The 25995-nt window shown below is 51.2% G+C and carries 24 protein-coding genes and 1 other RNA gene; 13 read left to right on the top strand and 12 right to left on the bottom strand.

The genetic code is table 11. The features are described from left to right. Positions 1 to 53: 53 nt before the first annotated feature. A complete protein-coding gene (locus BM231_RS06855) occupies positions 54 to 665 on the bottom strand; it encodes an SspB family protein (RefSeq protein WP_063298175.1) in 612 nt (203 codons plus the stop codon). Between the two features lie 127 nt (positions 666 to 792). Continuing rightward, positions 793 to 1148, bottom strand: a transfer-messenger RNA (tmRNA) gene (ssrA, locus tag BM231_RS06850). Positions 1149 to 1420: 272 nt separating this feature from the next. On the opposite strand from ssrA, the gene BM231_RS06845 reads away from it, so the two are divergent. The 4 genes from BM231_RS06845 (at position 1421) to BM231_RS06830 (ending at position 4288) form a co-directional block, all read left to right on the top strand. Continuing rightward, a complete protein-coding gene (locus tag BM231_RS06845; RefSeq protein WP_093517952.1) occupies positions 1421 to 2215 on the top strand; it encodes a thymidylate synthase in 795 nt (264 codons plus the stop codon). A 30-nt stretch (positions 2216 to 2245) separates the two neighbouring features. Continuing rightward, positions 2246 to 3070 (top strand): 3-deoxy-manno-octulosonate cytidylyltransferase, encoded by an 825-nt coding sequence (locus BM231_RS06840; protein ID WP_093517950.1) that lies wholly within the window; start codon positions 2246 to 2248, stop codon positions 3068 to 3070. After that, positions 3067 to 3678, top strand: a complete 612-nt coding sequence (locus BM231_RS06835) for a histidine phosphatase family protein (RefSeq protein ID WP_093517948.1) — start codon at positions 3067 to 3069, stop codon at positions 3676 to 3678. The genes BM231_RS06840 and BM231_RS06835 overlap by 4 nt, the downstream gene beginning before the upstream one ends. An 88-nt stretch (positions 3679 to 3766) precedes the next feature. Next, complete coding sequence (locus tag BM231_RS06830; RefSeq protein WP_093517946.1) at positions 3767 to 4288, top strand: dihydrofolate reductase; 522 nt, start codon at positions 3767 to 3769, stop codon at positions 4286 to 4288. Between the two features lie 10 nt (positions 4289 to 4298). Here the strand turns inward: BM231_RS06830 and BM231_RS06825 are convergent, their stop codons facing one another. Continuing rightward, positions 4299 to 5219: a phytanoyl-CoA dioxygenase family protein gene (locus tag BM231_RS06825; RefSeq protein ID WP_208860157.1), complete on the bottom strand. Its 921-nt coding sequence runs from the start codon at positions 5217 to 5219 to the stop codon at positions 4299 to 4301. A gap of 199 nt (positions 5220 to 5418) precedes the next feature. Here BM231_RS06825 and BM231_RS06820 point away from each other — a divergent pair, with 199 nt between their 5' ends. The 5 genes from BM231_RS06820 (at position 5419) to BM231_RS06800 (ending at position 10132) form a co-directional block, all read left to right on the top strand. After that, the gene (locus BM231_RS06820) at positions 5419 to 5883 is read left to right on the top strand and encodes a GNAT family N-acetyltransferase (protein ID WP_093517942.1); all 465 of its coding nucleotides are present in this window, start codon (positions 5419 to 5421) and stop codon (positions 5881 to 5883) included. A 349-nt stretch (positions 5884 to 6232) separates the two neighbouring features. Then, positions 6233 to 7402: an FtsH protease activity modulator HflK gene (gene hflK, locus BM231_RS06815; protein WP_093517940.1), complete on the top strand. Its 1170-nt coding sequence runs from the start codon at positions 6233 to 6235 to the stop codon at positions 7400 to 7402. Further along, positions 7402 to 8289, top strand: a complete 888-nt coding sequence (gene hflC, locus BM231_RS06810) for a protease modulator HflC (RefSeq protein WP_063307985.1) — start codon at positions 7402 to 7404, stop codon at positions 8287 to 8289. The genes hflK and hflC overlap by 1 nt, the downstream gene beginning before the upstream one ends. Next, the gene (locus BM231_RS06805) at positions 8289 to 8483 is read left to right on the top strand and encodes a DUF2065 domain-containing protein (RefSeq protein ID WP_057465757.1); all 195 of its coding nucleotides are present in this window, start codon (positions 8289 to 8291) and stop codon (positions 8481 to 8483) included. Before hflC ends, BM231_RS06805 begins: the two co-directional genes overlap by 1 nt. 164 nt (positions 8484 to 8647) lie before the next feature. Continuing rightward, on the top strand, positions 8648 to 10132 hold the full coding sequence (locus BM231_RS06800) for a Do family serine endopeptidase (protein WP_093517938.1): 1485 nt from the start codon (positions 8648 to 8650) through the stop codon (positions 10130 to 10132). Positions 10133 to 10204: 72 nt separating this feature from the next. On the opposite strand, the gene serB is transcribed toward BM231_RS06800, so the two are convergent. Continuing rightward, positions 10205 to 11098, bottom strand: a complete 894-nt coding sequence (gene serB / locus BM231_RS06795) for a phosphoserine phosphatase SerB (protein WP_093517936.1) — start codon at positions 11096 to 11098, stop codon at positions 10205 to 10207. Here serB and miaA point away from each other — a divergent pair. Together miaA and BM231_RS06785 are read left to right on the top strand one after the other, a co-directional pair. Continuing rightward, the gene (gene miaA, locus BM231_RS06790) at positions 11076 to 12074 is read left to right on the top strand and encodes a tRNA (adenosine(37)-N6)-dimethylallyltransferase MiaA (protein WP_167550276.1); all 999 of its coding nucleotides are present in this window, start codon (positions 11076 to 11078) and stop codon (positions 12072 to 12074) included. The genes serB and miaA overlap by 23 nt on opposite strands. Positions 12075 to 12683: 609 nt before the next feature. Next, positions 12684 to 13220: a GNAT family N-acetyltransferase gene (locus BM231_RS06785; RefSeq protein ID WP_208860156.1), complete on the top strand. Its 537-nt coding sequence runs from the start codon at positions 12684 to 12686 to the stop codon at positions 13218 to 13220. A 58-nt stretch (positions 13221 to 13278) separates the two neighbouring features. Here BM231_RS06785 and BM231_RS06780 read toward each other — a convergent pair whose 3' ends face one another. From BM231_RS06780 to BM231_RS06770, 3 genes are all read right to left on the bottom strand, one after another. Further along, positions 13279 to 14835: a 2-isopropylmalate synthase gene (locus BM231_RS06780; protein WP_093517930.1), complete on the bottom strand. Its 1557-nt coding sequence runs from the start codon at positions 14833 to 14835 to the stop codon at positions 13279 to 13281. 532 nt (positions 14836 to 15367) lie between these two features. Beyond that, positions 15368 to 16282 (bottom strand): PhzF family phenazine biosynthesis protein, encoded by a 915-nt coding sequence (locus BM231_RS06775; protein WP_093517928.1) that lies wholly within the window; start codon positions 16280 to 16282, stop codon positions 15368 to 15370. 138 nt (positions 16283 to 16420) lie between these two features. Next, positions 16421 to 17575 (bottom strand): GNAT family N-acetyltransferase, encoded by a 1155-nt coding sequence (locus tag BM231_RS06770; protein ID WP_208860155.1) that lies wholly within the window; start codon positions 17573 to 17575, stop codon positions 16421 to 16423. A gap of 301 nt (positions 17576 to 17876) precedes the next feature. Here BM231_RS06770 and BM231_RS06765 point away from each other — a divergent pair, with 301 nt between their 5' ends. Continuing rightward, positions 17877 to 19355: a tetratricopeptide repeat protein gene (locus BM231_RS06765; protein WP_093517925.1), complete on the top strand. Its 1479-nt coding sequence runs from the start codon at positions 17877 to 17879 to the stop codon at positions 19353 to 19355. Positions 19356 to 19408: 53 nt separating this feature from the next. Here the strand turns inward: BM231_RS06765 and BM231_RS06760 are convergent, their stop codons facing one another. The 5 genes from BM231_RS06760 to BM231_RS06740 form a co-directional block, all read right to left on the bottom strand. Further along, positions 19409 to 21454, bottom strand: a complete 2046-nt coding sequence (locus BM231_RS06760) for an alkyl/aryl-sulfatase (protein ID WP_093517923.1) — start codon at positions 21452 to 21454, stop codon at positions 19409 to 19411. 126 nt (positions 21455 to 21580) lie between these two features. After that, positions 21581 to 22003 carry a GNAT family N-acetyltransferase gene (locus tag BM231_RS06755; protein ID WP_093517921.1) on the bottom strand — a complete coding sequence of 141 codons (423 nt, stop codon included), beginning with the start codon at positions 22001 to 22003 and terminating at the stop codon, positions 21581 to 21583. 182 nt (positions 22004 to 22185) lie between these two features. Then, positions 22186 to 22626: a GNAT family N-acetyltransferase gene (locus BM231_RS06750; protein WP_093517913.1), complete on the bottom strand. Its 441-nt coding sequence runs from the start codon at positions 22624 to 22626 to the stop codon at positions 22186 to 22188. A gap of 15 nt (positions 22627 to 22641) precedes the next feature. After that, entirely contained in the window at positions 22642 to 23844 is a 1203-nt protein-coding gene (locus BM231_RS06745) for an MFS transporter (RefSeq protein ID WP_093517911.1), read from the bottom strand. Between the two features lie 135 nt (positions 23845 to 23979). After that, positions 23980 to 25185 carry an MFS transporter gene (locus BM231_RS06740; RefSeq protein ID WP_208860154.1) on the bottom strand — a complete coding sequence of 402 codons (1206 nt, stop codon included), beginning with the start codon at positions 25183 to 25185 and terminating at the stop codon, positions 23980 to 23982. 307 nt (positions 25186 to 25492) lie between these two features. Between BM231_RS06740 and BM231_RS06735 the strand changes: the two genes are divergently transcribed. Continuing rightward, the gene (locus BM231_RS06735) at positions 25493 to 25990 is read left to right on the top strand and encodes a hypothetical protein (RefSeq protein ID WP_063298157.1); all 498 of its coding nucleotides are present in this window, start codon (positions 25493 to 25495) and stop codon (positions 25988 to 25990) included. Positions 25991 to 25995: the final 5 nt, after the last annotated feature.

Here is a 25995-nt window from a genome sequence, read left to right as displayed (position 1 = left end):
TCACCCATTACATGACGTTGATGAGCCGACCGCTCTTATCTTGATCGGAAGGATCAGCTCTTCTTGCGGAAAGCATCCAGAGAAACAACCTGCGCACTTCCGTTGTCATCTTTGGAAGTCTCGTCAGAGTCAGTTTTCTCTTTCTCTTCCTCAGAGTCTGAAGCTGTCTCTTCTGTTTCGGAAGCAGCTGCGTTAGCTTCTTCTTTTTCGTCCTGTTCGACAGCCGATTCCAGACGTGCATGGAACTCTTCTACAGAGTCCAGATCACGTTCCGCAATGCGGAATTCTGCAGGCAGTTCTTCACCGGTCTTGCCAGGCTCAAACTCAAGAGCAAACTGGACAGACGGGTCGAAGAAACCCTTAATTGCAGAGAACGGAACATACAAATGCTCCGGAACACCACCAAAGGACAAACCAACCTCGAAAGCGTGCTCAGTGATCTGCAGGTCCCAGAACTGGTGCTGCAGCACGATCGTCATTTCTTTCGGGTAACGTTCCCTTAAGCGGTTTGAAATCTTGACGCCAGGGGCCGTGGTTTCAAAGGCAATGTAAAAATGGTGCTCTCCGGGAAGTCCTGCCCGGTTGACCTCAACCAATATCTTTCGGACTGCGTTTCTCAGCGCGTCCTGAATGATGATGTCATAGCGGATTAAATCTTCAGCCATGTCCGGCACCGCTCATCCTTTGCGTTTTTATTCGGCCTAACTATAGCGTAGAGGCGACAAAAAGGCCTGTCTTTTATTTCTATACCTTGAATAGGCGTAGAATAAGGAAAGAGCCTTTTAACACTAAAGTGGAGGCTTCTGTTGCCAGGTGCCTCCGAACCCCGCCTGAAGGTGCTAACCAACGGGACTTAGTGGACTACCGGAACTGCATTACGCAGCTACAGCGTTGTCCATAGCGTAGTTGTCATTTGCAACTATCATTTTGGTCCGATAACGGTGGTACCATGCCGAGCAAAAACAAAGCCTTTACGCCCTCGTCGATCCTGTTTCGCCCCCCCAAAGACCGCTGGAGTACAACGGGCTTTGGTGGAGGCGCCGGGTACCGCCCCCGGGTCCGAATGGTTTATTGCGCTCGCAATTTATTGCCGTAGCCAGCGAACTGGCAGGGGGAATATAGGTGTACGCACTGGTAAATGGAAGGGCAAAAGATAGCGGTTACTGTGGCAGGGCTAAGAGAACCTGTTGACAAAGCGGCATATTCACAGGCCAATTTGAACAAGTGGTGGTGTTGAAGATTTGTAAATGACGCTTTTGCTGGGATTTGCCTAAGGCGGAAGCGCTCAAGCTATTTTCCCGGTCTTTTTATCGACGGAAGCTTGGGGTAAGACCCCATATGCAAGATGGCACAGAAGCGATTTTCGGTAGATTGGCTATACTGTGCGCGACTCGAATCGTAAAACAGGAGATGATCCTTCGTGCAGCAATATCTAGAGCTGATGCGCCGTATCATGGATGAAGGTGTGGTCAAGGAAGATCGTACCGGAACAGGCACCAAGTCTGTCTTTGGTCATCAGATGCGGTTTGATCTGTCCAAGGGCTTTCCGGTTGTCACGACCAAGAAGCTGCACCTGCGATCTATCATTCATGAGCTGCTCTGGTTTTTAGCGGGTGATACCAACATCAAGTACCTTAAAGATCATAAGGTGCGCATCTGGGATGAATGGGCAGATGAGAATGGCGACCTGGGGCCTGTCTATGGTTATCAGTGGCGCTCCTGGCCTAAGCCTGATGGTGGTTCTATCGACCAGATTGCAAATGTGGTGCAGCAGATCAAAACAAACCCGGATAGCCGCCGGTTGATTGTTTCTGCCTGGAACCCCGCGCTTGTTGACGATATGGCGCTGCCGCCTTGTCATTCACTGTTCCAGTTTTACGTGGCAAACGGCAAGCTCTCCTGCCAACTCTATCAACGCTCGGCAGATGTGTTCCTGGGTGTTCCGTTCAACATCGCTTCTTATGCATTACTGACCATGATGATTGCGCAGGTTTGTGATCTGGAGCCTGGTGATTTTGTTCATACGCTTGGTGATGCGCATCTTTACTCCAATCATATGGAGCAGGCTGAGCTTCAACTTTCCAGAGAGCTGCGCGCCTTGCCTGTTATGCGTATCAATCCAGAAGTGAAGGATATCTTCGGGTTTTGCTACGAGGACTTTGCTTTGGAAGGTTATGACCCGCACCCACACATCAAAGGTGTTGTTGCGGTTTAGTTGTCTTTGGTTTTTTTAAAAGGAGTTCCCATGCGAACCCTTATTTGCGTTCCGGCGCGTATTGGATCAACCCGTTTTCCGCGTAAGCCGCTGCACCCAATTAGTGGACGCAGCTTGCTGGAGCGCGTTGTGCAGGTCGCTCGTGTCGCGGCAAAACAAACTGGTTCTGATTATGTGGTTGCGGTGGACCATGAAGAGGTTGCCGAACATTGTCGCCATATAGGTGCGCCCTTTGTGATGACTGATCCGGAACATCCATCCGGGACAGATCGTGCGCTTGCTGCCTCCAGAGTACACGGCACTCATCCTGAGTTTGTTTTGAACCTGCAGGGTGATGCGCCGTTTACACCGCCAGAGCATGTTTCTGCGTTGATCCAGGCTGCTGCGATGCGCCCTGATGCGGACGTATTCACGCCTGTTATCCGGCTGGACTGGGACGGGTTGGACGCTCTTCGTGAACACAAGAAAGCCCATCCGTTCTCCGGTACAACTTGCGTACGCAGGGACGATGGAACGGCTCTGTGGTTCTCCAAGAACATTCTTCCGGCCATTCGCAAAGAAGAGAAACTGCGGGAGACCGACAAGCTTTCTCCTGTCTTCCGCCATATCGGGCTTTACGGCTACCGCGTTGATGCTCTTGAGCGTTTCAACGAGCTTGGGCTTGGGTATTACGAGCAGATGGAAGGGCTTGAGCAGCTTCGCTTTCTGGAGAACGGTATGGTTGTCCATGCAGAAGAAGTACAGCCGCCTAAGCTTTCCATGTCTGGTGTGGATACGCTAAGCGATGCGGAGCTTGCAGCACAATTGATTGCTAAATTTGGCGATCCGTTTGATCATCTGGAGACTGGCCTTTGACGCGCGTTTATATTCTCAGACACGGCAACACTTTTGATAAGGGCGATGTGGTTACGCGCGTTGGTGGCCGTACAGATTTGCCGCTGAGTGTTTCTGGCCTGGATCAGGCTGAGAAGCTCTCTGAGCACTTTGCTGATCTTGGGGTGACCTTTGATATGTCGTTCTGCTCTCCGCTACAGAGAACGAAGCAAACGGCGCAGATCGCACTGAAAACGCAGGCCGAAGAGGTTGACCTGAAGGTTCTGCCGTTTTTGGTGGAGATCGATTACGGGCCCGATGAGAACAGGCCTGAGGAAGAAGTCCGCGCCCGGATTGGGGATGAAGCTCTTCGCGCGTGGGAAGACGAAGGTGTGCCGCCGAATGGTTGGCACATTGACCCGCCCGCTGTGATTGGACGCTGGCAGGAGTTTTTTAAGTCTGCTCCCAAAAAGTATCCAGGCAAGACTCTTCTTGTGGTGACCAGTAACGGGATTGCACGCTTTGCATTGAAAGCATTGGCGGATCAAGGTGCTGGTGCTGACCTGAAACTGAAGACAGCTGCTTATGGTGTGTTCGATGTTACAGACGAAGGCCAGCCGTTAATGCTTAGTTGGAATGTGAGGCCGTAGGTTCTTTCTGCTGCCTGAACTGGTTTAGATGGGAGCTTGATGCTCTCATCAACTGAGTACGACTTGTCTCTTGCCGATTGAGGATAGGATGAAGCAAATTTCGATGATCTCAGCTGTGGCTGAAAATGGTGTGATTGGCGCAAACAATGACATGCCATGGTCTGTTTCTACCGATCTGAAGTTCTTTCGCAAGACGACAACTGGTAAGCCCGTGATCATGGGGCGTCGGACCTTTGAGAGTATCTGCACGACGCTTGGCAAGCCTCTTCCTAACCGCAAAAACGTCGTTATTACGCGTGATCCGAACTACGCTTATGAAGGTGTTGAAGTGGTCAGCAGTCTTGGTGATGCGCTTACACTTGCGAACGACATTGCTGAAAATGACGGTGTCGATGAGATCATGATTGTGGGTGGTGGGCAGATATATAAAGAAGCGATGCCAAAGGCTTCTACTCTCTACATTACCCGTATTCATGCTCAGCCAGACGGTGACACGAAATTCCCGGATATCCATGAGGGTGAATGGGAGCTTGCCGAGCGCACGCCGTTTGATCGTGGTGAAAAAGACTCTGCAGATTCCTCATTAGAAATCTATCGTCGCAAGCTTTGATCTACACTGATTAGTTGTTGCGCGTTGACGACTTTGTTGAAAGGTCAGCGCGCAAGGCAAGGCGGTGAGCAGTATGGGCGTTGCGTGCGTTGTTGGTGCTCGGCAAGCGGCCATGAAAGCCCGTTCGGTCCATAATCAGCAGTGTGTTTGCCTCTACCTTTAAAGGTAGGAGAGGTGGTAGATCCAGATCTTGCAGATCACTCAGTCCTGTGATGGGCTCATCGTCCTCTTCTTCTATCTCTGTATAATCGAGGTGGCGCTGGTACTCCCAGAAAATACGTTGTTCTGTCATGCGATGTGAGCCGGGGATGTAAAACATTGCGCCGTCTTCTGGTGTGATTTTTTCCAGAAAAAGCAATGCAATTGCGCCGGGCGAGAATGCATCGTGCTCAATTTCAAAAGGTGGTGCGTTGCTGCCTTCCGTTTCAAAGCGGAAGGACGGTGTGCATTGTGCCATTGCCTCAAGATGATATGCTGGTTTGGCTTTTCTGCCTGCTGAGAACTGAAGCGGTGGCGGAATAAGCTCGTCTGTAATGGCAGATTGCAAAAAGGGTTGCCTGAGAAGGTGCGTATAGTTCAACGGTAGTGTGAAGCTTTGTGAGTTATGCCAGTTGGAGAGGAGTCGCTTGTTACGGTCTCTCTGGCCGACAAAATAGTCGAAGGCCTCAAATTTAAGTCTGCGGAAAAACTCGCGGGGCAACACATCATGTTTGATCCAGATGCCATGGGTTTGCAATGTCTGAGCGCAAGAGAGTGGCAGGGTCGAGTATAGTTTTGCCTGCTTTTCAATCTTTTGGCTATGGAGATCGGTCAGCTCGCTATGAAACCAACTGGGTATCGTTCCTTCGTCCCACTCCGATTGATAGGAGGACGAAGGCAGAAACCTGCGTTGCAAGCTGTTCATGAGGTGTTTTGGCTTTATTGCCCGCATACGCATCCCCGCCGCTCTTCATTAACGAGAGGTTAAGGGGATCGGTGCTTTGGGTCTTTCCTTCTGTTTCTGCTTGTGAAATCTGCCTAAAGATTAGTTTCTGGCAGTAATTGACTTGCAATTTGAACGCTGAAGACCAAGATAAATAAGAGTTTGAGGCTTGCTTTTCGGGAGTAAGCCGCGAAATTTTTGAGGTGGAATGTCCCAGTTTCTTGAGCTTAAAGACTTCAACGAGTTCAGCGTTGAACAGCTCTATGCTTTGCTAAAGTTACGTTGCGATGTGTTTATTGTTGAACAGCAGTGCGCATATCCAGATATCGATGGGCTCGATCCTGTCAGTAAACACATTCTCGTGATGAATGATGCCGGGCATATTCTCGGGGCGCTGCGAATCCTCTTGAAATACGAAGATGGCGATGTGTTCAAGATTAGCCGTGTGTTGGTCTCAAAGGATGCGCGCGGGCAGGGTATTGCCGGCAAGTTGATGAATGCTGCGCTTTCTTACTGTGCAGCGACCAATGATGATGCGCGCGTGGAGCTGCAGGCACAGGACTATCTGCAGGACTTCTATGGCGGACTTGGCTTTTACGCCACTTCGGAGACCTATCTGGACGATGGTATTCCGCACATTGATATGCGTTTAAGGGTGCCGCCTGAAAGCTGAGAGCCCGAAACTCTGCACGTTTCTACTGTGTCTTGGCTTGGTTTACGTTTTGTTGAGCAAAACAGCAAGAATTTGCCTGATTGTGCCTCTAATTCTTACAGCTGAAATTTGCAGGTAGGCTCTTGTACGTCGGTTGAAACGTGCGAAAGAAGGCTTATCTTCTTCAATAATGTCCGGTTTCTGTGGGGTTTTGGTGTTTTTCCGTAAAGTGCAGCCTTTTGGCGTATCTGCATTCGTTGAAAGGCGCTGGTAACTTGCCTATAACCCTAATCAAGTAATAGTTGGCTTAGTCTAACTCTCATCTATTTGTCGGTTTGTCCGGCAGCATACCTAGTAAAGGGATCTCTCTATGCCTTGGAGCAATCAAAGCGGAGGTGGCGGCAATAACGGCGGCCCTTGGGGGAACTCCGGCGGCAACAAGGGCGGTGGTGGCCCTTGGGGCGGCGGCGGTGGTCCACAGCGTGGCGGCGGAAACGGTGGTGGCGGTAATCCACCTGATTTTGAGGAAATCCTCAAACGCGGTCAGGATCAGCTGAAATCCGTTCTACCTGGTGACGGCGGCGGCCTTGGTTTTAAAGGCATTTTGTTCGCTATTCTCGTTGCCGTTGTTATCTGGCTTGCTACCGGTATCTACCGCGTTGAACCAAGTGAAGTTGGTGTGGAACTTGTGTTCGGTAAGGTCGTTGGACAAACTGAGCCAGGTTTGAACTACAACTGGCCATATCCGGTTGGCGAAGTGCGCACTCCAGAAGTGCTGCGTGTTCGCGAATTGACTGTTGGTATGGAAGAGTTTGTTCGTGGCAGCTCTATCAATCAGCGTGATGTGCCTGAAGAGAGCCTGATGTTGACCGGCGATGAAAACATCGTTGACGTAGACTTCAAGGTTCAGTGGCGTATTCAGAACACTCCTACCGGCGTTCAGGAATACCTGTTTAATATTCAGAACCCAGAAGGCACTGTGAAAGCAGTCGCTGAAAGCGCGATGCGTGAAGTTGTTGGTAGCTCCCGCATTGATTCAATTCTGACTGAAAACCGTGCTCCGATTCAGATTGCAGTGCAAAAACTGATGCAGGAAACACTCGATAACTACAAAGCTGGTATCGAGGTAACTCAGGTTCAGATGCAGAAGGTTGATCCACCTGCGCAGGTTATTGAAGCGTTCCGTGATGTTCAGGCAGCTCGTGCTGACCAAGAGCGTATTCAGAACGAAGCACAAGCCTACGCAAACAAGATCGTCCCTGAAGCTCGTGGTAATGCGGCTCGCGTTTCTGAAGCTGCACAGGCGTATCGTGACAAGACCATTGCGAATGCAAATGGTCAGGCACAGCGCTTCAGCAAGATTTATGAGGAATACGCGAAGTCTCCTGACGTTATTCGCCAGCGCCTCTATCTTGAGACCATGGAAAATGTCTTGAGCAAAAATCCGAAAATCATCATCGACGGAAATGGTCAGCAAAATGGTGTTGTGCCTTATCTGCCGCTTGACCAGCTGAACAAACGTGCTGGAGGAAACAACTAATGAAAAGCGGTCTTCTTGGCATTGTTATAGCTGCTATCGCTCTGGTTCTTTACTGGTCGGCTTACATCATTACTCCAACTGAACAGGCGCTTGTTCTGCAGTTTGGTGAGGTGAAAGCGCAGGAAACTGAGCCGGGTTTGAAATTCAAGTTGCCTTGGCAGAACGTTATCGTTCTTGATAAGCGTATCCTTGATCTCAACATGCCTCCTCTGGAAGCAATTGTTGCTGACAAAAAACGTCTGACTGTTGATGCGTTTGCTCGTTACCGTATCACCAACCCAGTGCGCTTCTACCAGTCTGTGAACAACGTAAATGAAGGTGCACGCCGTCTTGCGACGTTCCTGCAGTCTTCACTGCGTTCTGAACTGGCAAAAGCAACCTTCGTACAAGTGGTGCGTGATGATCGTTCCGATCTGATGGAAAAGATCCGTCAGGACGTGGACAAAAGCGCTGCTGCGATCGGTATTGATGTGATTGACGTGAAGATCCGTCGTGCAGATCTGCCAGAGGCAAACTCTCAGGCAATTTTCCGCCGCATGCAGACAGAACGTCAGCGTGAAGCGACTGAAATCCGCGCACAGGGTGAAGAGCAGTCTCGCCGTATTAAGTCTCGTGCTGATCGTGATGCAACCGTTCTTGTTGCTGAAGCACAGCGTGATGCTGATATCATCCGCGGTGATGGTGATGCGGCTGCCAACCAGATCTTCGCAGAAGCTTATGGCAAAGACCCAAGCTTCTTCGAGTTCTATCGTTCCATGCAGGCATATACCAATGCTCTGGAAGGTGGTGATACGTCTCTGGTGCTGTCTCCTGACTCTGACTTCTTCCGCTACTTCAACGATCCAAGTGGAACGCGGAGTGCTCCGGCGGTTGGTGCACCTCAGTAATGAATGATTTTATTGTGGCTCTGGGACTTGTCCTCGTTGTTGAGGGAGTTGTTTATGCTCTAGCCCCAGGCCATTTGAAGGAATTCATGCGGAAAGCTCAGGAAATTCCTGATCAGTCTCTCCGTCTTGGTGGTGTTGCTGCGATGGGATTGGGCGTGTTGATTGTATGGTTGGTGCGTTCGCTTAGTGGCTAGACGCAGATTTGCCAATGATACAACTGCGAGAAATCAGCCTGACGCAGTTAAGAAATAAATGTTAGTTTTGCCCGCGCTTTATTAACCAAGCGCGGGCATATTTGTTTTCAGTATGCGTTCTGGTGAAGTGTTTGTGTTCACCTGATAATCTGAGGAGATGGCTTATGGCCGGTGTTTTCCCTCGCCTTGAGCTTGGACGATCAATCAAGGCAATTGTTTTTGCGAGTGTACTTGGAGTTGCGGCTGTGACCGGCAGCTTCGACAGTGCTCGCGCAAGCGGCCCAGAATCTCTGGCAGACCTTGCTGAAGAGCTTGGTGATGCTGTGGTCAACATTTCGACTGCGCAACGGGTGAAAGCCAAACGGTCTCTCCAACTGCCAGATGTTCCTGAGGGATCTCCTTTTCAGGAATTTTTCGAAGAATTTTTCAACGGGCAAGAACCTGAAGGTGAAAGCCCGCAGCGTGTTCAATCGCTTGGTTCCGGTTTTGTCATTGACGGTGAAAAGGGCATCATTGTTACCAACAACCATGTGATCGAAGGTGCGGATGAGATCACCGTTAACTTCAATGATGGTACTAAACTGTCAGCACAGCTGCTCGGATCTGATGAGAAGACGGACCTTGCTGTTTTGAAGGTTGAGCCTCAGTCGACCTTGGACTCTGTGAAGTTTGGTAGCTCCGAAGTGCTGCGTGTTGGTGACTGGGTGATGGCGATCGGTAACCCGTTTGGTCTTGGCGGTACAGTCACAGCAGGTATCGTTTCTGCACGAAACCGCGATATCAATTCTGGTCCTTATGATAACTTTATTCAGACCGATGCTGCCATCAACCGGGGAAACTCGGGTGGTCCGCTGTTCAACATGGATGGTGAAGTTGTCGGGATCAACACTGTTATCTTCTCACCTTCCGGTGGGTCTATCGGCATCGGCTTTGCCATTCCTGCAGAGACTGCTACCCGTGTGATTGCGCAGCTGCGTGAGTTTGGCGAAACCCGTCGCGGTTGGCTTGGTGTGCGTATTCAGCACGTCACTGAAGAGATTGCTGAGAGCCTCGGTATGGATAGTGCGCGTGGCGCTTTGATTGCTGGCGTGACTGAAGGTGGACCAGCGCAGGAAGCTGACATAATGCCTGGTGATGTTGTGCTGAGCTTTGATGGCCGGAGCGTTCCTGAAATGCGTGATCTACCGCGTATGGTTGCGACCACAACGATTGGCAGTACTGTTCCGCTTATGGTTTTGCGCCGTGGTGAAGAAGTCGAGCTTGAGGTTACTCTCGGACGTCTTGATGAAGTGGCTGAAATTGAGAAGGTTGAGGAAGAGCAAGAAAGTCCAAAGAGCAAAGCGGATGAAACCGTTGTGCTTGGATTGTCTCTGGCTAAAATCGATGAGCCTCTGCGTGAACGTTTTGCCCTGTCAGATGAAATCGAAGGCGTTGTGATTACCCGCGTTGCTGAAGGCAGTTCTGCTGAAGATAAACGTGTTCGCGCTGGTGACGTGATCGTTGAGGTGGCTCAGGAGCCTGTTGCCGCGCCGAAAGATGTGGTTGCTATGGTTGAAGCTCTCAAGGCAGACAAACGTCGCTCTGCCTTACTGCTGCTCTCCAATGGATCGGGGGAACTGCGGTTTGTGGCGGTCCGCATCGAGGACTAGTCTGTTTAAACCAGACATGAAAAAAGCCGCTTCCAGATTGGGAGCGGCTTTTTTATTTGAAGGCAAAGAAACTTAGTTCTTTGCAAATTCGTCGTGGCTGTAGCCTTGAATGTAGAGTAGGGCTGTCAGGTCGCCGTAGTTGATCTTAGCGCGAGCTTCTGCTGCCACTTTCGGCTTTGCGTGGAAAGCAACGCCCAGACCAGCAGCGCAGATCATGGCAAGGTCATTGGCGCCATCGCCCACTGCGATGACGTCTTCCAGTGCGATGCTTTTTTCCTCTGTTAGCTCGGTGAGGCGGTCTAGTTTCGCTTGTTTGCCAAGGATCGGTTCAGCAACCTCACCAGAAAGCTTGGCTTCTGCTTCCAGAAGGATGTTGGCCTTGTTTTCATCGAAACCGATGATCTCGGCTATCTTCTGCGTGAACGAAGTGAAGCCGCCAGACACCAGTGCAGCATATCCGCCGTTGGCTTTCATGGTTTGCACGAGTTCTCGTCCACCAGGTGTGAGTGTGATGCGGTTTTCGATGGTCTTGCCTATGACTTCGGTGCCCAGGCCCTTAAGCAGGGCAACACGCTGGCGCAGAGCTGGCTCAAACTCAATTTCGCCACGCATAGCGCTCTCGGTGATCTCGGAGATTTTCTCTTTCAATCCCAGCTCAGCTGCAAGTTCATCAATGCACTCCTGTTGGATCATGGTGGAATCCATATCTGCGATCAGGAGTTTCTTTCTGCGGCCATTCTGGGGTTGAATGAAAACATCAACTGGTGCATCTGCAAGGTTTGTGCGAATAGAACTTTCGAGTTCTTCAGGTTCTGCGTGGCCCTCAATTGTCAGGTCCACTGCGATGTGTGGGTTGAGAACCTTAACCTGAGGCGTTGTAGGCAGAAGGGCACTGACCTTCTCAACGAGATCCTCAGTGACAGCGGGTTTGGCTGGATTGGAAATGAGCGTGACAACAAACGACATAAGCAGCTCTCGGACTGTGCAAGTGAATGGCACTGGAAAAAGGCCTGTTGCGGTGTTGATAGCCGGACCAACAGCCAGCGGCAAGACAGCTCTTTCCATTCAGCTGGCAAAAGAGCTGAATGCGTGGGTTGTTAATGCAGATTCCATGCAAATCTATTCTGATCTACACATTTTGAGCGCGCGCCCAAGCGTGGAAGAAGAATCGCAGGCACCGCATCACCTGTTTGGCCATGTGCCCAGTGACCAGCCTTACAGTGTGATGAACTGGCTGACGGAGTTTGAAGAACTGTTGTCTGACGCGCGGCAGGCGGGTCGCCCGCTGGTTGTTGTCGGGGGGACTGGTCTTTACTTCAGGTCTGCGCTGGAAGGACTGTCCTTGATGCCCGATATCCCTGAGGATGTGCGGCAGCATTGGAGAGTGTTCTCACAGAATGCAGCAGCAGGGGCGCTTCATAACGCTCTGGGAGAGCGCGATCAGATTATGGCTGACCGTTTGCATCCATCAGACACGCAGCGCATTGTACGCGCTCTGGAGGTTATTGAGGGGACAGGTAAGTCTCTATCAGTCTGGCAGAATGAGCGCAGTACTCCTTTACTGAGCACAGATGAATCCGTGAGAGTGGTGTTATCGCCAGATCGCAAGGTGCTGCACGACCGGATCCATCGCCGATTTGATTTGATGGTGGAGCAGGGAGCGGTTGAGGAAGCGTGCGCGCTTTGGGCCAAGGGTCTTGATCCAAACTTGCAGGTGATGAAGGCGATTGGCGTAAAGCAGCTTGCAGAAGCCGCTCAGGGACTCACCAGCATGGACTGGGCAGTTGAGAAAGCTAAGACTGAGACGCGTCGCTATGCGAAGCGACAATCCACGTTCTTCAGGGGACAACTTTCGACCTGGCAAAATATCGACCCGCTCAAAACAAGCGAAATTGAAGCTTTTGTTGAAACTGTGAAGACTGCATTTTCTCATCGATCTTAATGCTGGCTTTTATTGATTGGCGAAAAACCTTGTTAAAATTGGCAGATAGATAGTTTTACTGATGAATTTCTGAGTGACATCTTTCTATGGTTTCTTTAAAGAGAGGCGCACGTTTGGCAGAGGCCGCCAAACAAGCCATACTATCTTCCGAGAAATTTAATTTGCGGCGGAGCTGAGGCTCCTTAGAGCTCTGGTCGGTGTGAGAATACTCCACCGACCAGTACTAATTTTAAGTGATTGTGATGAGTTGTATAAGACTAGGTTTACCTTAAGTCATTGTGCGGCTCGCATAATTGGCGTTATCTGGCAAATCTGTGGTATCTAAAGATCGTAATTTCGCCTTATTAAATGTTGTCTGCATACTTTCTTCGAGAAAATCCTACTGAATTTCAAAGGATTGCATGAAGCAGGACTTCTGACGCTTTTTAGACATAATGAAGTGCCATCAAGCATTCGCCTTTGAATTTTGATGGTATTTAAAAGCATATTGCATGCATTAAGGCGGTTGTAATCTGAGGGATAACTCTCCAGATGTGACCTGAGGCTGTTGGTCTTACGTGGCTAGTTTTTCTGGCTGGTTGGCGTGTGATTATAATGGAGGAAGCAAGCGTGACACTCCCAATTCTGGAAACGAAACGGCTGCGGGCACGACCCTTTACCTCTGATGATCTGGCAGATCTTGTAAGTCTTCATAGTAATCCAGAGGTCAATCGTTACTTACAGCCCACCAATGTGGCCTGGGATGTTTCGATTGTGAAAAAACGGCTGGCAAGCTTTATTGAGACTCAGGAGCTGATGGGTTTCAGTCAATGGCATCTGTCGACGCATGATGGTGAGTTTGTTGGTCGTGCAGGTTTCTCTCTTTACGAGAAAACTGCCGAAGTCGAGATGGACTACACTTTGTTAGAGCACTTCTGGAACAAACGCTTCGGTAGTGAGATTGCGCAGGCGCTGGTGGAATGGTTCTTTGAGAACACCTATTACTCGCACCTTTTGGCCTTTGCCCATCCAGAAAATCATGCTTCCAAGAAAGTCATGAAGCGCGCAGGCTTTGAGTTTCGTGAGACGCGTCTGGTTGACGGATTACCCTGCGAATTTTATCAGGTGCTAAGCCCAAGCTGTCAGAAGCTTGCTGTTCCAGCCTGAGCAGATGCAAAAAAGCGCGGGCTTTCGACCCGCGCTCTTTCCATGAAAATTGAATGACTTAAACGGTGATCGCGTCTTCGACGTTGACCTGACGCTGACGACGGATTGTCAGCTTGTTCAGTGCAGAGACATAGGCGCGGGCAGAAGCGACCAGAGTGTCTGTGTCTGCGCCTTTGCCGGTTGCGATTTTGCCGTTGTCTTCCAGACGAACGGAAACTTCAGCCTGAGCATCGGTGCCTTCTGTCACTGCATGTACCTGATAGAGGGACATGTTTGCGTCATGCGGCCAAATTGCCTTGATTGCGTTGAAGGTAGCATCAACCGGGCCGTCGCCTGTGGCTTCACGGGTTTCGTGCTTGCCGTTGACGTCCATGGTCAAGATGGCTTTCTGAGGTCCACCAGTACCAGCGATCACTGTCAGAGCGATAACCTTGACGTTCTCGCTTTCGATTGTGATCTGGTCTTCGACCAGGGCTTCAATGTCTTCGTCGTAAACGTTTTTCTTGCGATCTGCCAAGTCCTTAAAGCGACGGAAAGCTTCCTGCAAAGCGTTGTCGCCCAACTCATAACCCAGCTCAGACAGCTTGTCTTTGAACGCATGGCGGCCAGAGTGTTTGCCCATGACCAAAGAGGTTGCACGAACTCCAACATCTTCCGGACGCATGATTTCGTAGGTTTCTGCGTGCTTCAGCATGCCGTCCTGGTGAATGCCACTTTCGTGGGCAAATGCGTTTTTGCCGACGATTGCTTTGTTGTACTGGACAGGGAAGGAAGAGACTGCAGAGACCAGCTTAGAGGCGCGGGTCAGATAGGCTGGATCGATGGTGCATTCATATGGCAGCACGTCGCTACGTGTGCGCAGGGCCATGACGATTTCTTCCAGCGCGGCGTTGCCAGCGCGCTCGCCCAGGCCGTTGATGGTACACTCGATCTGACGTGCGCCGCCTGCGACACCAGCCAGAGAATTTGCAGCGGCCAAGCCCAAGTCGTTGTGACAATGTGCTGAGAATATTGCCTTATCTGAGTTCGGAACATTCGCGATGACCTGCTCGAACATGGCTTGATACTCAGCAGGTGTCGCGTAGCCAACGGTATCTGGCAGGTTGATGGTTGTTGCACCGGCGTTGATGGCGGCGTCAACACAGCGGCTCAGGTACTCGATGGAAGTTCGGGTGGCGTCCATTGCGGACCACTCGATGTCGTCGATCAAGTTGCGGGCCTGTGTTACCGTTTTGGTTATGATCTCCAGAACCTGCTCTTCTGTTTTGTTCATCTGGAATTGCAGATGGATTGGAGAAGTGGAGACGAATGTATGGATACGGCCTTGATTTGCCTGCTTAATTGCTTCACCAGCGCGGTCAATATCCGCTGGGATTGCACGGGCCAGGCCTGCGATTACGGAGTTTTTAGAGCGTTTGGCGATTTCACTGACCGCTTCGAAGTCACCCTGAGAAGCAATTGGAAAGCCTGCTTCAATGATGTTGACGCCCATTGTGTCAAGTAATTCTGCGACTTGCAGCTTTTCTTCCAAGGTCATGGAAGCGCCGGGAGATTGTTCTCCGTCGCGCAGGGTGGTGTCGAAAATAACTACTTGGTCTTTAGCGGATGCGGTCATTGGTGATGCCTTCAACTTTGCCCCGACAGCTTATGTGTCCTGAATAGCGCCTGGGGATTTTTCTTCATTCTCAGATATTTAAGAGTGATCCCCTAAGTGCCCGCCCAGATACGGGGCCGCCGACGCCTAGGGGCATCTAAGTAGAAGGAGCGCGCGTAGGAAGAGGCCGCCATGCGGGCGCATGGTGCTGTTTTCATTCAGATTGTCGCGGTTCGCGATCATTATCTGTCAGCTGCCTTTTCGTCGCTATGGCTTGGAATCAAAGTTTTCCAACTACTTACGTGTCAGATACCTGTTTGAAATTACAAGCCAAATCTTCTTGTAGCGTTACCGAGTAAGTCTCGTTTTTGCCTAATCTGTAATTTTCCTAGCGGATATGAGGGTTAAACGCAAGAATTTTACTCAAAGACAGGGCTCTGATTACTCAAAAGTATATGCAGCTCACGCTGAGATAATCTCAATTGGCTCACAGAGCAGTCCCAATATGCGGGAGATGCGGAGGAGGCGGAGAGCTCTCCTCCAGTGTTATCGATCAAAGGAGCAGTTCGCCTCGGGCGAGGATAACTGCCTGCCCACCTATGCGGTGAGCGTGAATGGCGCCAGACCGCATTTCCATTTCCAGTGAGATGGAGGAGGGGCGGCCCATCTTGAAGCCTTGCTCAATGAGGTACTTGTGTGTGCCGTCCAGTGGCTGGTCGAATTCTGCGATGGACCCGGCAAAGGCGGCGACTGCTGACCCTGTTGCAGCATCTTCGCGTGGCAAGCCGTTTTCCAGATAGACCATGCGCGCGTGGAATGCGCTGTCTACGTGGATGGTCTGGCGGCAGTACGCAAAGGCATTGTTGTGGTCGATGGTGCCGAATGCCTCTTCCCAGTATTTATGAACTGGCTGGATACGGTTGATCGCGTCCATATCTGCAACTGGAACAAATGCAAATGGCAAACCTGCTTCCCAGGCTTTCGGCTTGTGGTTTTCGAATGTGATTTCATTTGGTTCCAGAGACAGTGCTGCAGCAATCACATCTTTTTCGCCGAGCTTCTGGGCTGGCTTTGGCAGTCTTGGAACATCAAACTCGGCAGAGGTGGCCTTGTCTTTTTGCAAGGCGACTGCACAGCGTACCAGTCCGACTTTTTCCTCTAGCAGCACCAGTGCATCCATATCGTTATCCGGTGCGCCGAAGCGGTTTTCGGCCATCAACACGGCAGTGCCTACGGTTGGATGGCCTGCAAATGGCAGTTCCATGGACGGAGTGAAGATGCGGATCGAAGCGTTGTGAGCGATATTGTCTGGTGGCAGAACGAAGACAGTTTCGGAGAGGTTAAACTCACAGGCGATCTGCTGCATCTGAGCGTCTGACAATCCCTTTGCATCCAATACAACTGCAAGCGGATTACCTGCCAGCGCCTTATCAGTGAAAACGTCTAGCAGGGCATAAGGTCTGGCCATTTTTGAAGTCCAATTATCTCAGTTGGGCGCTGCGCTTGTGGTCTTGCGTCACAAGCGCAACTTGCGAAAAATGTTTGCTTGAGCGCCACTCAAGATTGTTTTGGCGCTAAATACAAGTCTGCAAATGAATATAGCTCGTTAATTTAACAGATGTGCGGTGAGCGCCAAGGCATATGGGGGGACGCTGTATTCCTTCAGGTCGGCAAGGGATTTCACGATAACTGCTTCTTCCAACTCAGGTTTTTCCTGGTTTGCGTTGAAATGTGCAATTTTTGAAAGGATTTCGTCTGAGGTGAGTTGCAATGTTAAAATACGCGCGATTGCGAGGCGTGGTCCGTCTTCCACTGCGAAGACGTCCCCCAGCTCACCCTGATCCAGCGTGAAGCCTGTTTCTTCTTCCAACTCGCGAGCGATGGACCCAAAGATATCCACCTCGCCGGTAGGAGTGATATCGTTGAGGTCAAGATTGCCGCCGGGTGGGTAGACCTGACCTGCGGTTGCCGTGTTGCCTGCCATTTTGCCAAAAACGAGATGACCCTGACTAGAGCGGAGGACTGCGCAGCCAAACAGGTTTTTAGCGCCTCTGTCAGGGAAGCCCCAGTCGCGCCATGCGAGGAACTCGGAATAGTTGATTTCAACCAAATCACCAGAAAACTGTTTCTGGCTTAAGGAGTATTGGTACAATGATAGAACCTTACCATCCCAGAGATCCGGGTTATCGGAAATCAATGTTTGCCAGTTTTCCTTGATTGCCTCATGATTATTGGTGGCGAAATCCCAAGTATCTGAGGCGCTGAGGTTCAGGTTAATATCAGCGATCTCGTGGATTTGTGGGGTGAGATCTTTTTGCATGTGCTCAATCGGGCCGGCATCTTTGAAGGCACTGGGTCTGTTGCTTGTGCTGTGATAGCCGTGGCGCTGATAAAAAGGGGCTGCGTTTGCATCTGACTCAAGGCGCATTGTGGTGCATTGCATGCGTTTGGCGGCTTCTTCAGCGCCTTCCAGCAACCAGGCCCCATAGCCTTTGCCGTGTGCCTCGGGCAACACAAACAGACAATCCAATACTGCGGTCTCAGTGCTTTCCTTAGTGATCCGTGCAAAGCCGAGCGGCTTTTCCTTCTCGGTGATGACAAGGATCGGATCTGCCTCGATCATTTCCGGGGTGATCTTCCAGTGCTCGCAAAACTGCTGCATGTCCTGCGGGTCATACCCCCAGTGGCCTTTGGCAGCGTGCATAATATCTGTAAGGGCAATGGCTTGGCTTTTTGCGGCAAGCCGCATCTGGCAATGCATTCTTGTTAATTCTCCAAATTCAACCAGCACCTTTTGTGCTTAAGCCCGAGAAAGTCGAGGCCAAAGATTTGCCAGTCTTCTTTTCGGTCTAGTTGAAACAACCAGCCAATAGTGGCCCAAAAGAGGAAATGGTTTCAAGTGACCAATGTGATTTGAAGGATATCCAACCCGAAAAGATTAGAGATTAACTATTTGCATGAGGTTCGTAGGCTGACAAGAGCTTTCCGGGCAAACATGGCCTGTTTGCCCATTCGCATGGCGCTCTTTCTGACCCGTGACATTCACAGTTGAGAAGGTACTCATGCGCATTTTATTGTCACTCCTTTGCTTGCTCGCGGTTGCCTATGGCCTGCCTGCCTATGCTGTGAGTTGGCAGGCAAGTGGGAGTGAGAAGGAACTGCTGCTGACCAAGGGTGTTGGCGGGCTGACGCTTCTTCATAACCGGGCAGGGAAGATCCATCGTTCCACACGCGCGGAAATGTCCAAGAGTGCGCTGATCTCCTCTTTGAATGCAGAGGCGCTCGCTGGCAATGCAGAGGCTGTTTTCGGGCTGGCTGTGGCGCATGAAATGGGGCATGGCGTGCCGCGTGATTTGCCCGCGGCTATGGAGCTTTATGAAAAAGCCGGCGAGATGGGGCTTGCGGCGGCCTATAACAATCTGGGTGAAATCTATCGGCAGGGCAAGCATGGTGCGCCTGATGCGGAGAAAGCCCGCGAGCTTTATCAGATTGCTGCAGATTGGGGCGATGCCTGGGCGCAGAACAACCTTGGCCTTCTTTATCTGCATGGCATTGGTGTGGCGCGGAATCCGAAGCTGGCCTTTTATTGGGTGAAAGGCGCTGCCATGGCGGGGTTGATGCAGGGCATTGAAAACCTTGCTGGCCTGTATCGTGATGGCGTTGGCGTTGAGCGGGATACCTCGCGTTCTCGTGTGCTTTATCGCAAAGCTATTTCCCTGGGCTCTATAGATGCGCATGTGCCACTTGGTGAGCTGCTGGAGAATGGGGATGGCGGCGAGGCGGACCTTGCTGCTGCAATTCGGCATTACCGTGTTGCAGCTGGTGAGGGACATTTGCTGGGCAACCATTATCTTGGCACGCTTTATGAAGACGGTGTCGGGGTCAAGCGAGATCTTGAGCTGGCCTTCTTTCATTACGAGCGTGCTGCACGGCGTGGGTTGGCGCGATCGCAGTTTGCACTGGGGCGGTTTTATCTGCTGGGGCAGGGGACAGAACCAAACCTGCAAAAGGCGATCCGGCTTTACAAGACTGCAGCCAAGCAAGGCAATGCGCAGGCCCTGAATGATCTGGGTGTGCTTTATGAAAATGGGCGGGGGGTGCCGCAGTCCTATGAGTTGGCGTTGGAGTTCTATACGGCTTCATCAGCTCGTTTTCCGTTTGCCCTGACCAATGCGGGGCTGCTGTATCTGAACGGGCGCGGTGTGCGGCAGGATGTCGACTTGGCGAAGAAGTTGTTTCAGCAGGCCTCTGAACGAGGGGAGCCTGTAGGGGACGTGCTGCTGGGTAAAGTTTATTTGCAGGGCTTCAATGAAGAGCCTAACCCCGGTGAAGCTGCGCGGATGTTTCTGCTTGCTGCGTCCAAAGGGGTGCCAGAAGCGTTCTATCTGCTTGGGTATTGTCATGAAAGCGGGCGATGTCTGGGCCGTAATCTTGTAAAGGCTCGTGATTTCTACAAGATGGCTGCTGAGCAGGGGTATCCCGAAGCAGAGAGTGCATTGCGTCAGCTTGAATGGCGCCTGAGAACTCAGAGCAACAATTAAATGCAAAAAGAGCCGGTTTTGCGCCGGCTCTTTTAGGTATTGGTGCAAGCATGCTATTTGCTTGGCGTACTCTGGTTGGCCTTGTCCAGTGGAACGGGGCGTACGATGTTGAACCAGAAATCAAAGCTGTCCAGCATTGCGAGCAGATCAGTCAGCTTAGAGGCTTCGCCATCCACTGTGATCATGCCGGATTTGATGGCCTCATCAAACGTTTCCATGCCCAGCATAATGTTGTCGAGTGTGCTTCGGTCCAATGTCACCGTCGCATCTGCATCATCCAGCTGATAACCTTCAATATGGCTGAGGGCTGCGTTTTGCAGTTCCATTGCATATTTTTGGTCCGTATCAGGGAAGACCCAGTTCAGCTTGATTTGCTGGTCGCCCGCCTTTGTGTTGTTCAAACGCATGGCTGCGTAATCAAAGAGCAAATCTACATCCATGGAGCGGATGATGTCTGGGCTGGCCGTATCAACGGCAGGTAATTCCTGAATGCCAGAGCGTAGCTCTTTAGCGCCGGAGAGGTAGAAGTTGCGCCATGGACCGGATTCTGCCTGATAGCCGAGTTGCTCTAAAGCATCCGCCTGCAACTGTGCTGCATCCTTGTTATCTGGCTGTGCAAAGACCAGATGGTTGAGCACTTCTGCCACCCAACGATAGTCACCATTGTCAAAGGATTCCTGCGCTTTTTGCAGAAGGATCACCGGGCCGCCCATGAACTCGACGTATTTGGGGCCGGAGAGGCGCTCTGGGTATTTGTGCAGTGTGGCGGGGTTGCCATTGAACCAGCCCAGATACCGAACGTAAGTGGATTTTACGTTGTGGTTGAATGAGCCGTAATATCCGCGGGTGCTCCAGTCGTTTTGCAATGTTTCCGGCACTTCCAGCATTTCTGCAATCTCAGTCATGCGGAAGCCATGGTTGGCGAGGCGCAGCGGCTGATCGTTGATGTAGCGATAAAGGTCACGCTGGTTGCGCAGGTGTTTCAGGATGACGTCATTGCCAGACAGATGCCAGTGGTGCGGGGCAAAAAGGGTTTCAACGTCCTTGCCGTATTTGTAGATGGCCTCGTTGATGTATTTGGACCAACCCAGTGGATCCCTGAGTTTCGCACCGCGCAATGAGTATGTGTTGTGCATTGTGTGAGTGGCATCTTCTGCGGTGCAGAGGGCTTTGAACTCTTGAATATAGAAGAAGAACTCTGAAGGAGCCTCTGAATCCTGTGCCATCCAGAAGTCGAAGGTCAGGCCGTCGATCTTATGGGTTTCGCCGTTGTCCTTGATGATATCAGTTGGCGGAATGAGTGTGACTGTGCCGCTTGATGTTGTTGGGCCGAGGCCCGCGCCGACCTGTCCCTCCGGAGAGTGCGGCAGCAGGTTGCCGTACATGTAAGAGGCGCGTCTGCTCATGGCGTTGCCAGCCATTACGTTTTCTGAGACGGCATGCTCCATGAAGCCTTCAGGGGCATAGATTTTGACCTTACCGCTGGCGACATCAGCTTCATCCACCACACCGCGCACACCGCCGAAGTGGTCCACATGGCTATGAGTATAGATGATGGCTTTGACCGGCTTTTTGCCGCGCTGGGCGTAATAAAGCTCCAGTGCATAGCGGGCGGTTTCCTCTGAGATCAACGGGTCGACAATGATGATGCCTTCGTCGCCCTCAATGAAGGTGATGTTGGAAAGGTCCGCCGCGCGCACCTGGAAGATACGTTCGGAGACCTGAAAGAAGCCGCTCAGCAGAATGAGTTGGGATTGGCGCCAGAGGCTAGGGTTGACGGTCTCCGGGGCAATGGAGCCTTGCATGATGAAATCAAACTTGGAGAGGTCGTAGACGATATCTCCCTTGGCATTTTTAACCACACCGCCATCCGGGAGCGGAGCGAGGTAACCTGCCTGCGCATCCTTGAAGTCTTGCTCATCGGAAAAATGCAGCTGCTTCAGGATGTTTTCGTAAAGATCTCCGGTGAAGCGTGTCGCCGGTTTAGTGATGGTCTCTGCCGTGGTCGCGGTGAGCGACACAGACCATGCGATGCTTACGCCGACAGTGGTGCACAGGATTTGGCGGGCAAGGGATTTCTTGGTTTTATTGAGCGTCATTCCCGACCTCCAGAGTAGAGTTGCCCTTCTCCTTATAGACGTGCGGTTAAAGCCTCAGCTCAACCACTGTTTGAAATGAGGTTTTTGGTTGCTGAAGGCCTAATGAGACGCTGCAACCACGGGTTATTACGTTGAGGGTTTGCGTTTGTTGAAGCGCACCATGAGCCGTTCTGAAGGATCCACTCGGATAAAGCCGTATTGGCTGTACAGGTCGTGAGCATCGGGCGTTGCAAGGCCGATACTTTGGACCTCTTTGACGTCTGGATGTGAAAGAACTTCCTCCAGCAGTTGCTTGGATAGTCCTTTGCCGCGATGTTCTTCAAAAACGAATAGGTCGCACAAATAGGCAAACGTGAGTTTATCTGTGATCACGCGAGCAAAGGCGACCTGTTCTCCACTGGGCAAGTAAGCGCCAAAACAGATGGAATTGTTCAGAACAGTTTCGAGTGCTTGTGGTGGTAGTCCTTCCAAGCGCCCGGATACCTCAGAGAGGAACCGGTAGACACGTTCCTTTTCAATTTTGGAGATATCGGTGCTGAACGTGATCATTGGTTCGCCTCTGCTTCAATGTGAACACACTTCGCTTTATTGAGGGAGGGTGCTTTCTTGCGCAGTTTATTTCTTGGCGGTTGAGTGATCTCTTAAATACGCAAGACGCTAGGTTTGTTGGTTAGCGCCCTGCGAATATCATATGAACAAATTGTTGGAGGAGTGCGTTGTCGTCTGCTCTCCTAAACTTTCTGATAGGCCGTCTTGTTGTGTCGTTCCATCATGCGGTCGGGGGCGCCAAGTGGGGTGAAGCCGAATTGTTTGTAGAGGTCGTGGGCGTCTGCTGTGGCCAGAAGGATGCGGCGGAGGCTTTGCAGCTCGGGGTGGGTATCGATTGCTTTCATGAGCTGTTTGGAGAGGCCTTTGCCCCGGTGCGCGGGGATTACAAAGACATCACACAGATAAGCAAAGGTGGCTTTGTCTGTGATGACGCGGGCGTAGGCAACTTGTTCTCCGTTTGCCAGATAGAGGCCGAAGCACAATGAGTTTTCTACGGATCTGTCAAAGACGTCACGCGGCAGGCCCTTGCTCCAGTAAGCGTCTTTAGAGAGGAACTGGTAGAGCTTATCGCGCTGAAGTTTGTCTTTGTCGGTTGAGATTTCGATTTCCAGAATTTGGGTCATTTTGAGTTGCTTAGTTCAGGAGGTTTGGAGGCTGGTTTCAGGTTTCGGTGCCCGGACAATCAGCAAAATTGCGGCGGAGAGCAGTGTGAGCAGAGCGGAAAACTGGATGGTGTTTCCGAATGTGGTGATGCTTGCCACTGTACCGGTCATCATGTTGCCAACCAAGGCGCCTGCGAAAATGGCATTTGTGTAAGACGCCGTCGCGACCCCCGGTCGATGCGGTGCGTATGCCTGGATGAATGTGAGGCCAAGCCCGACGTTGATGCCATAGTAGAGACCTTCCAGAGCGCAGAGCAGGTAGATTTGAGATGGATCGGTTACCCGTACAATCAGAAGGAAGAAGAGCGTTCCAAGCAGAGCGGAGAACAGCATAGCGTTTTTCTGGCCCAGCTTTTGAGCAGGCTTAACGACAAAAAAGATGGCTAAAACCTCGACGAAACACTTCACTGAGAAGGCGAGGCCCGGTGTTGCCGTTGGGAAGCCCATTTCCTCGATGAAGAAGACGGGACCTGCGGATACAAAGATGACGTTGGCCGAGGTGAGTGCGAATATGGGCAGGCAGGCGAGGATGAGGGCGAACGGAACTGGCTCAATCCTACCATTCTCGCTGGTTTTGATCGGATGGTGGGTGGTGAAGCTCTTGGGGACGATCCAGATGCCCATTGCCAGCCACAAGACGCTGATAACGCCTGCTGTCGGGAAAATGGAGCTGACGCCGAATATGCCGTAGAGCGTGAAGGCCAGCGGAGTGCCGACCATCCAGCCTAATGACATGGCAATGCGTAAATGTGAGTTGAACTTAGCGGGTTCCCGATTGGTTTGCTCTGCGAACAGGCGGCCAAAAGAGAACATGGTGGAGAGCACGCCACCTGAGACACCCATGAGCGGCACACCCATCAGCAACATCCAGTAGGCTGGTACCGTCGATTGAAGGCCCATGTTGAGCATGTAAAGCGTGGAGCAGAATATCAAGATAGGCTTCAGCCGTGCTCCGGCATCAATACGTGCGCCGAAATAGCGGTTTGAAAACAAAGTGATGGCGGTTGAACCAACGATGTAGACCGCGAGTTTCCATGCTGGCTCGCCTAGCTCTGTGACAACATAAGAGCTGTAGAGCGGGATGAGGCAAGCAATCGCCAAAGAGCCAATGAGCATGTAGGCGTGAATCAGTATTGGGAAACGATCCAGCATTGCCAGAGCCGCAGGAATAGAGCGCATGGGGAATCCAAAGGTGAGGGGAAAAGGCTTATGGAGTCACGAGGGAATGTACGTATTGATACATCTCCTTGAAGGAATTGCAAGCAGGAGATGTTGCCGTGCATTTATGCGCGCTGTGTCAGCCAGCGCAAATGCTCAGGATGTTTGTGCAAGCTGCTGGTGTTGGGGGGGCTTGATGACCAATAGGATTAAGGTGGCCAGAGCTGCCAGGCCGACGCTGCTTAAGATTGTGTTTTGGAAGGTGGTGTAGGACGCCACAACTCCAGTAAGGACGTTGCCAGCTAGGCCGCCGACGAAGATGGCATTGACGAAGTAAGAGGTTGCGATGCCAGGTTTGTGACGGGCATAGTTCTGGATGAACGTGATGCCTACACTGGCACAAATGCCATAGTACATGCCCTCAATGATGCAGAGCATGAGCACTTGTCCAACAGAGGTAGCGCTTGTGATTGTTGCAAAGAAGAGCATGGCGCCAAGGCCAGAAAGTAACATCATATTCCGCTCGCCAATCCGCTGTGTTGGCTTGATTGCAAAATAGATGATGATGACTTCAAAGAGGCTTTTGGTTGCAAAAGCCCAGCCGGGGACGGAGACCGAGAGGCCCATCTCCTTGATGAAGTAAACGGGGCCTGCCGAAAAGAAAACGCTGTTTGCGGCGGACAGGGCAAATACGGGAACACATGCGATCAGCAACATCATGGGAACTGTGTTGGCAGTGCTGCTTTCCTGAGCATGCTTCTTGATGTGAGTTTTCAGTGTTGCGGGGATGAACAGCAGGCAAAGGGTGAGCCAGATGAAGGCTGAAATAGCTGCTGCAAGATGGATTTCCTGAAACCCATAGGTGCCATAAAGCAGGAAGGCTGTAGGCGGACCAAAGACCCACCCAAGCGACAGGCAAATACGCATGTGAAGGTTGAAGGTGCCCGGATCGCGTCCGGTCTGCTCGGCAATCAACCGACCCGTGGAGTACATGGTGGAGAGCGCGCCAGCACTGATGCCGATCAACGGAATGCCGAGAATGACGAGAGACAGGTAGGAGGGGGCAGTCAATTGGATGAGAGCATGAACAGTGAAGGCGCAAATGTTGATGAGAAGCAATGGTTTGACGCGGTTGCCACCATCAATCAGACCACCAAAAATGCGGTTGGTAGCAAGAGACACAACCGAAAACCCACCGATGACCAGCGCAAGATTAAACGCGGGTTCCTGTAATTCCTCGATGATGTAGGTGCTCAATAATGGGATTACGAAGGCAATCGAAAATGCGCCAAAAAACATCACTGCGAAGAATAAAATTGGGAACTTATCAAGTCTTTGTAATGGACTGCTAATAGGATTCAAGAAAAACTCCACGCCCTAACCTTGCAAAAGATGGTTTCGGGCCAATCGCTCTAATACTACGTAAATTACCTGATGAGGGTGTTGTGTAAAGTGAGCAATTTTAAGCACAGAAAAACACAGTGAAGGCTCTGGTTTTTCTGGATGTCGTGGATCTCTAAGCCTTTGGAAGATTATTGATTATTGTTGATTGGATAAAGGTGAGCTGGATTTATTCTGTTTGAGCATCGCTGCTTTTCTTCTCGAATATTGACGGTTGGTTTTTTCGAATTGGCTGGGATATTTTTGGAGTGATTGGTGGGAGGTCTGGATGCTCTTTGCCTTTATTCTTGCTCTTACGGGTATTTTATTTGGCGGTCTTATCGCCATCTTGTCGGTCTATGCGCTGATTAAAGAAAAGCGATTTGTTGACAATGAGGGGCGCGTTGTTGAGCTTGAACTTCCATTTTTTGGCAAGCTGAAAACAAACGCGGCGCCGATTGCTGTGACGTTCATCGGTGGAGGATTGATTGTCTTTTGCCTGCAGCAATTTGGCAATTCTCCCAACCTAACTGAGCTTGTTGCTACGGTCAGAATTGAGCAACCGCACTCTGTCAACATGGTTGCGCTGGCGGTTGTCAGCGATGAATGGGATTCCGTGGAGAGCTGGGGCAACGAGGAAGAGCTTGAGATCAAGTTAACCGTTCCCAGCAACTGGAAGTCTTATAACGGGTATCTGGTCCCGTTGGGCGATCCGGATGTTGCTCCCCGATTTTTTAATGCAGGCGAGAAGTTTAAACCGACCGTTGTTTTGAGCAAAAACCGCTAAGGAGG

Source organism: Pseudovibrio ascidiaceicola, assembly GCF_900114245.1.
GTDB classification, from domain to species: domain Bacteria; phylum Pseudomonadota; class Alphaproteobacteria; order Rhizobiales; family Stappiaceae; genus Pseudovibrio; species Pseudovibrio ascidiaceicola.
Note: the sequence above shows the minus strand (reverse complement) of the source record. Positions and strands in the feature narration are given on the sequence as shown.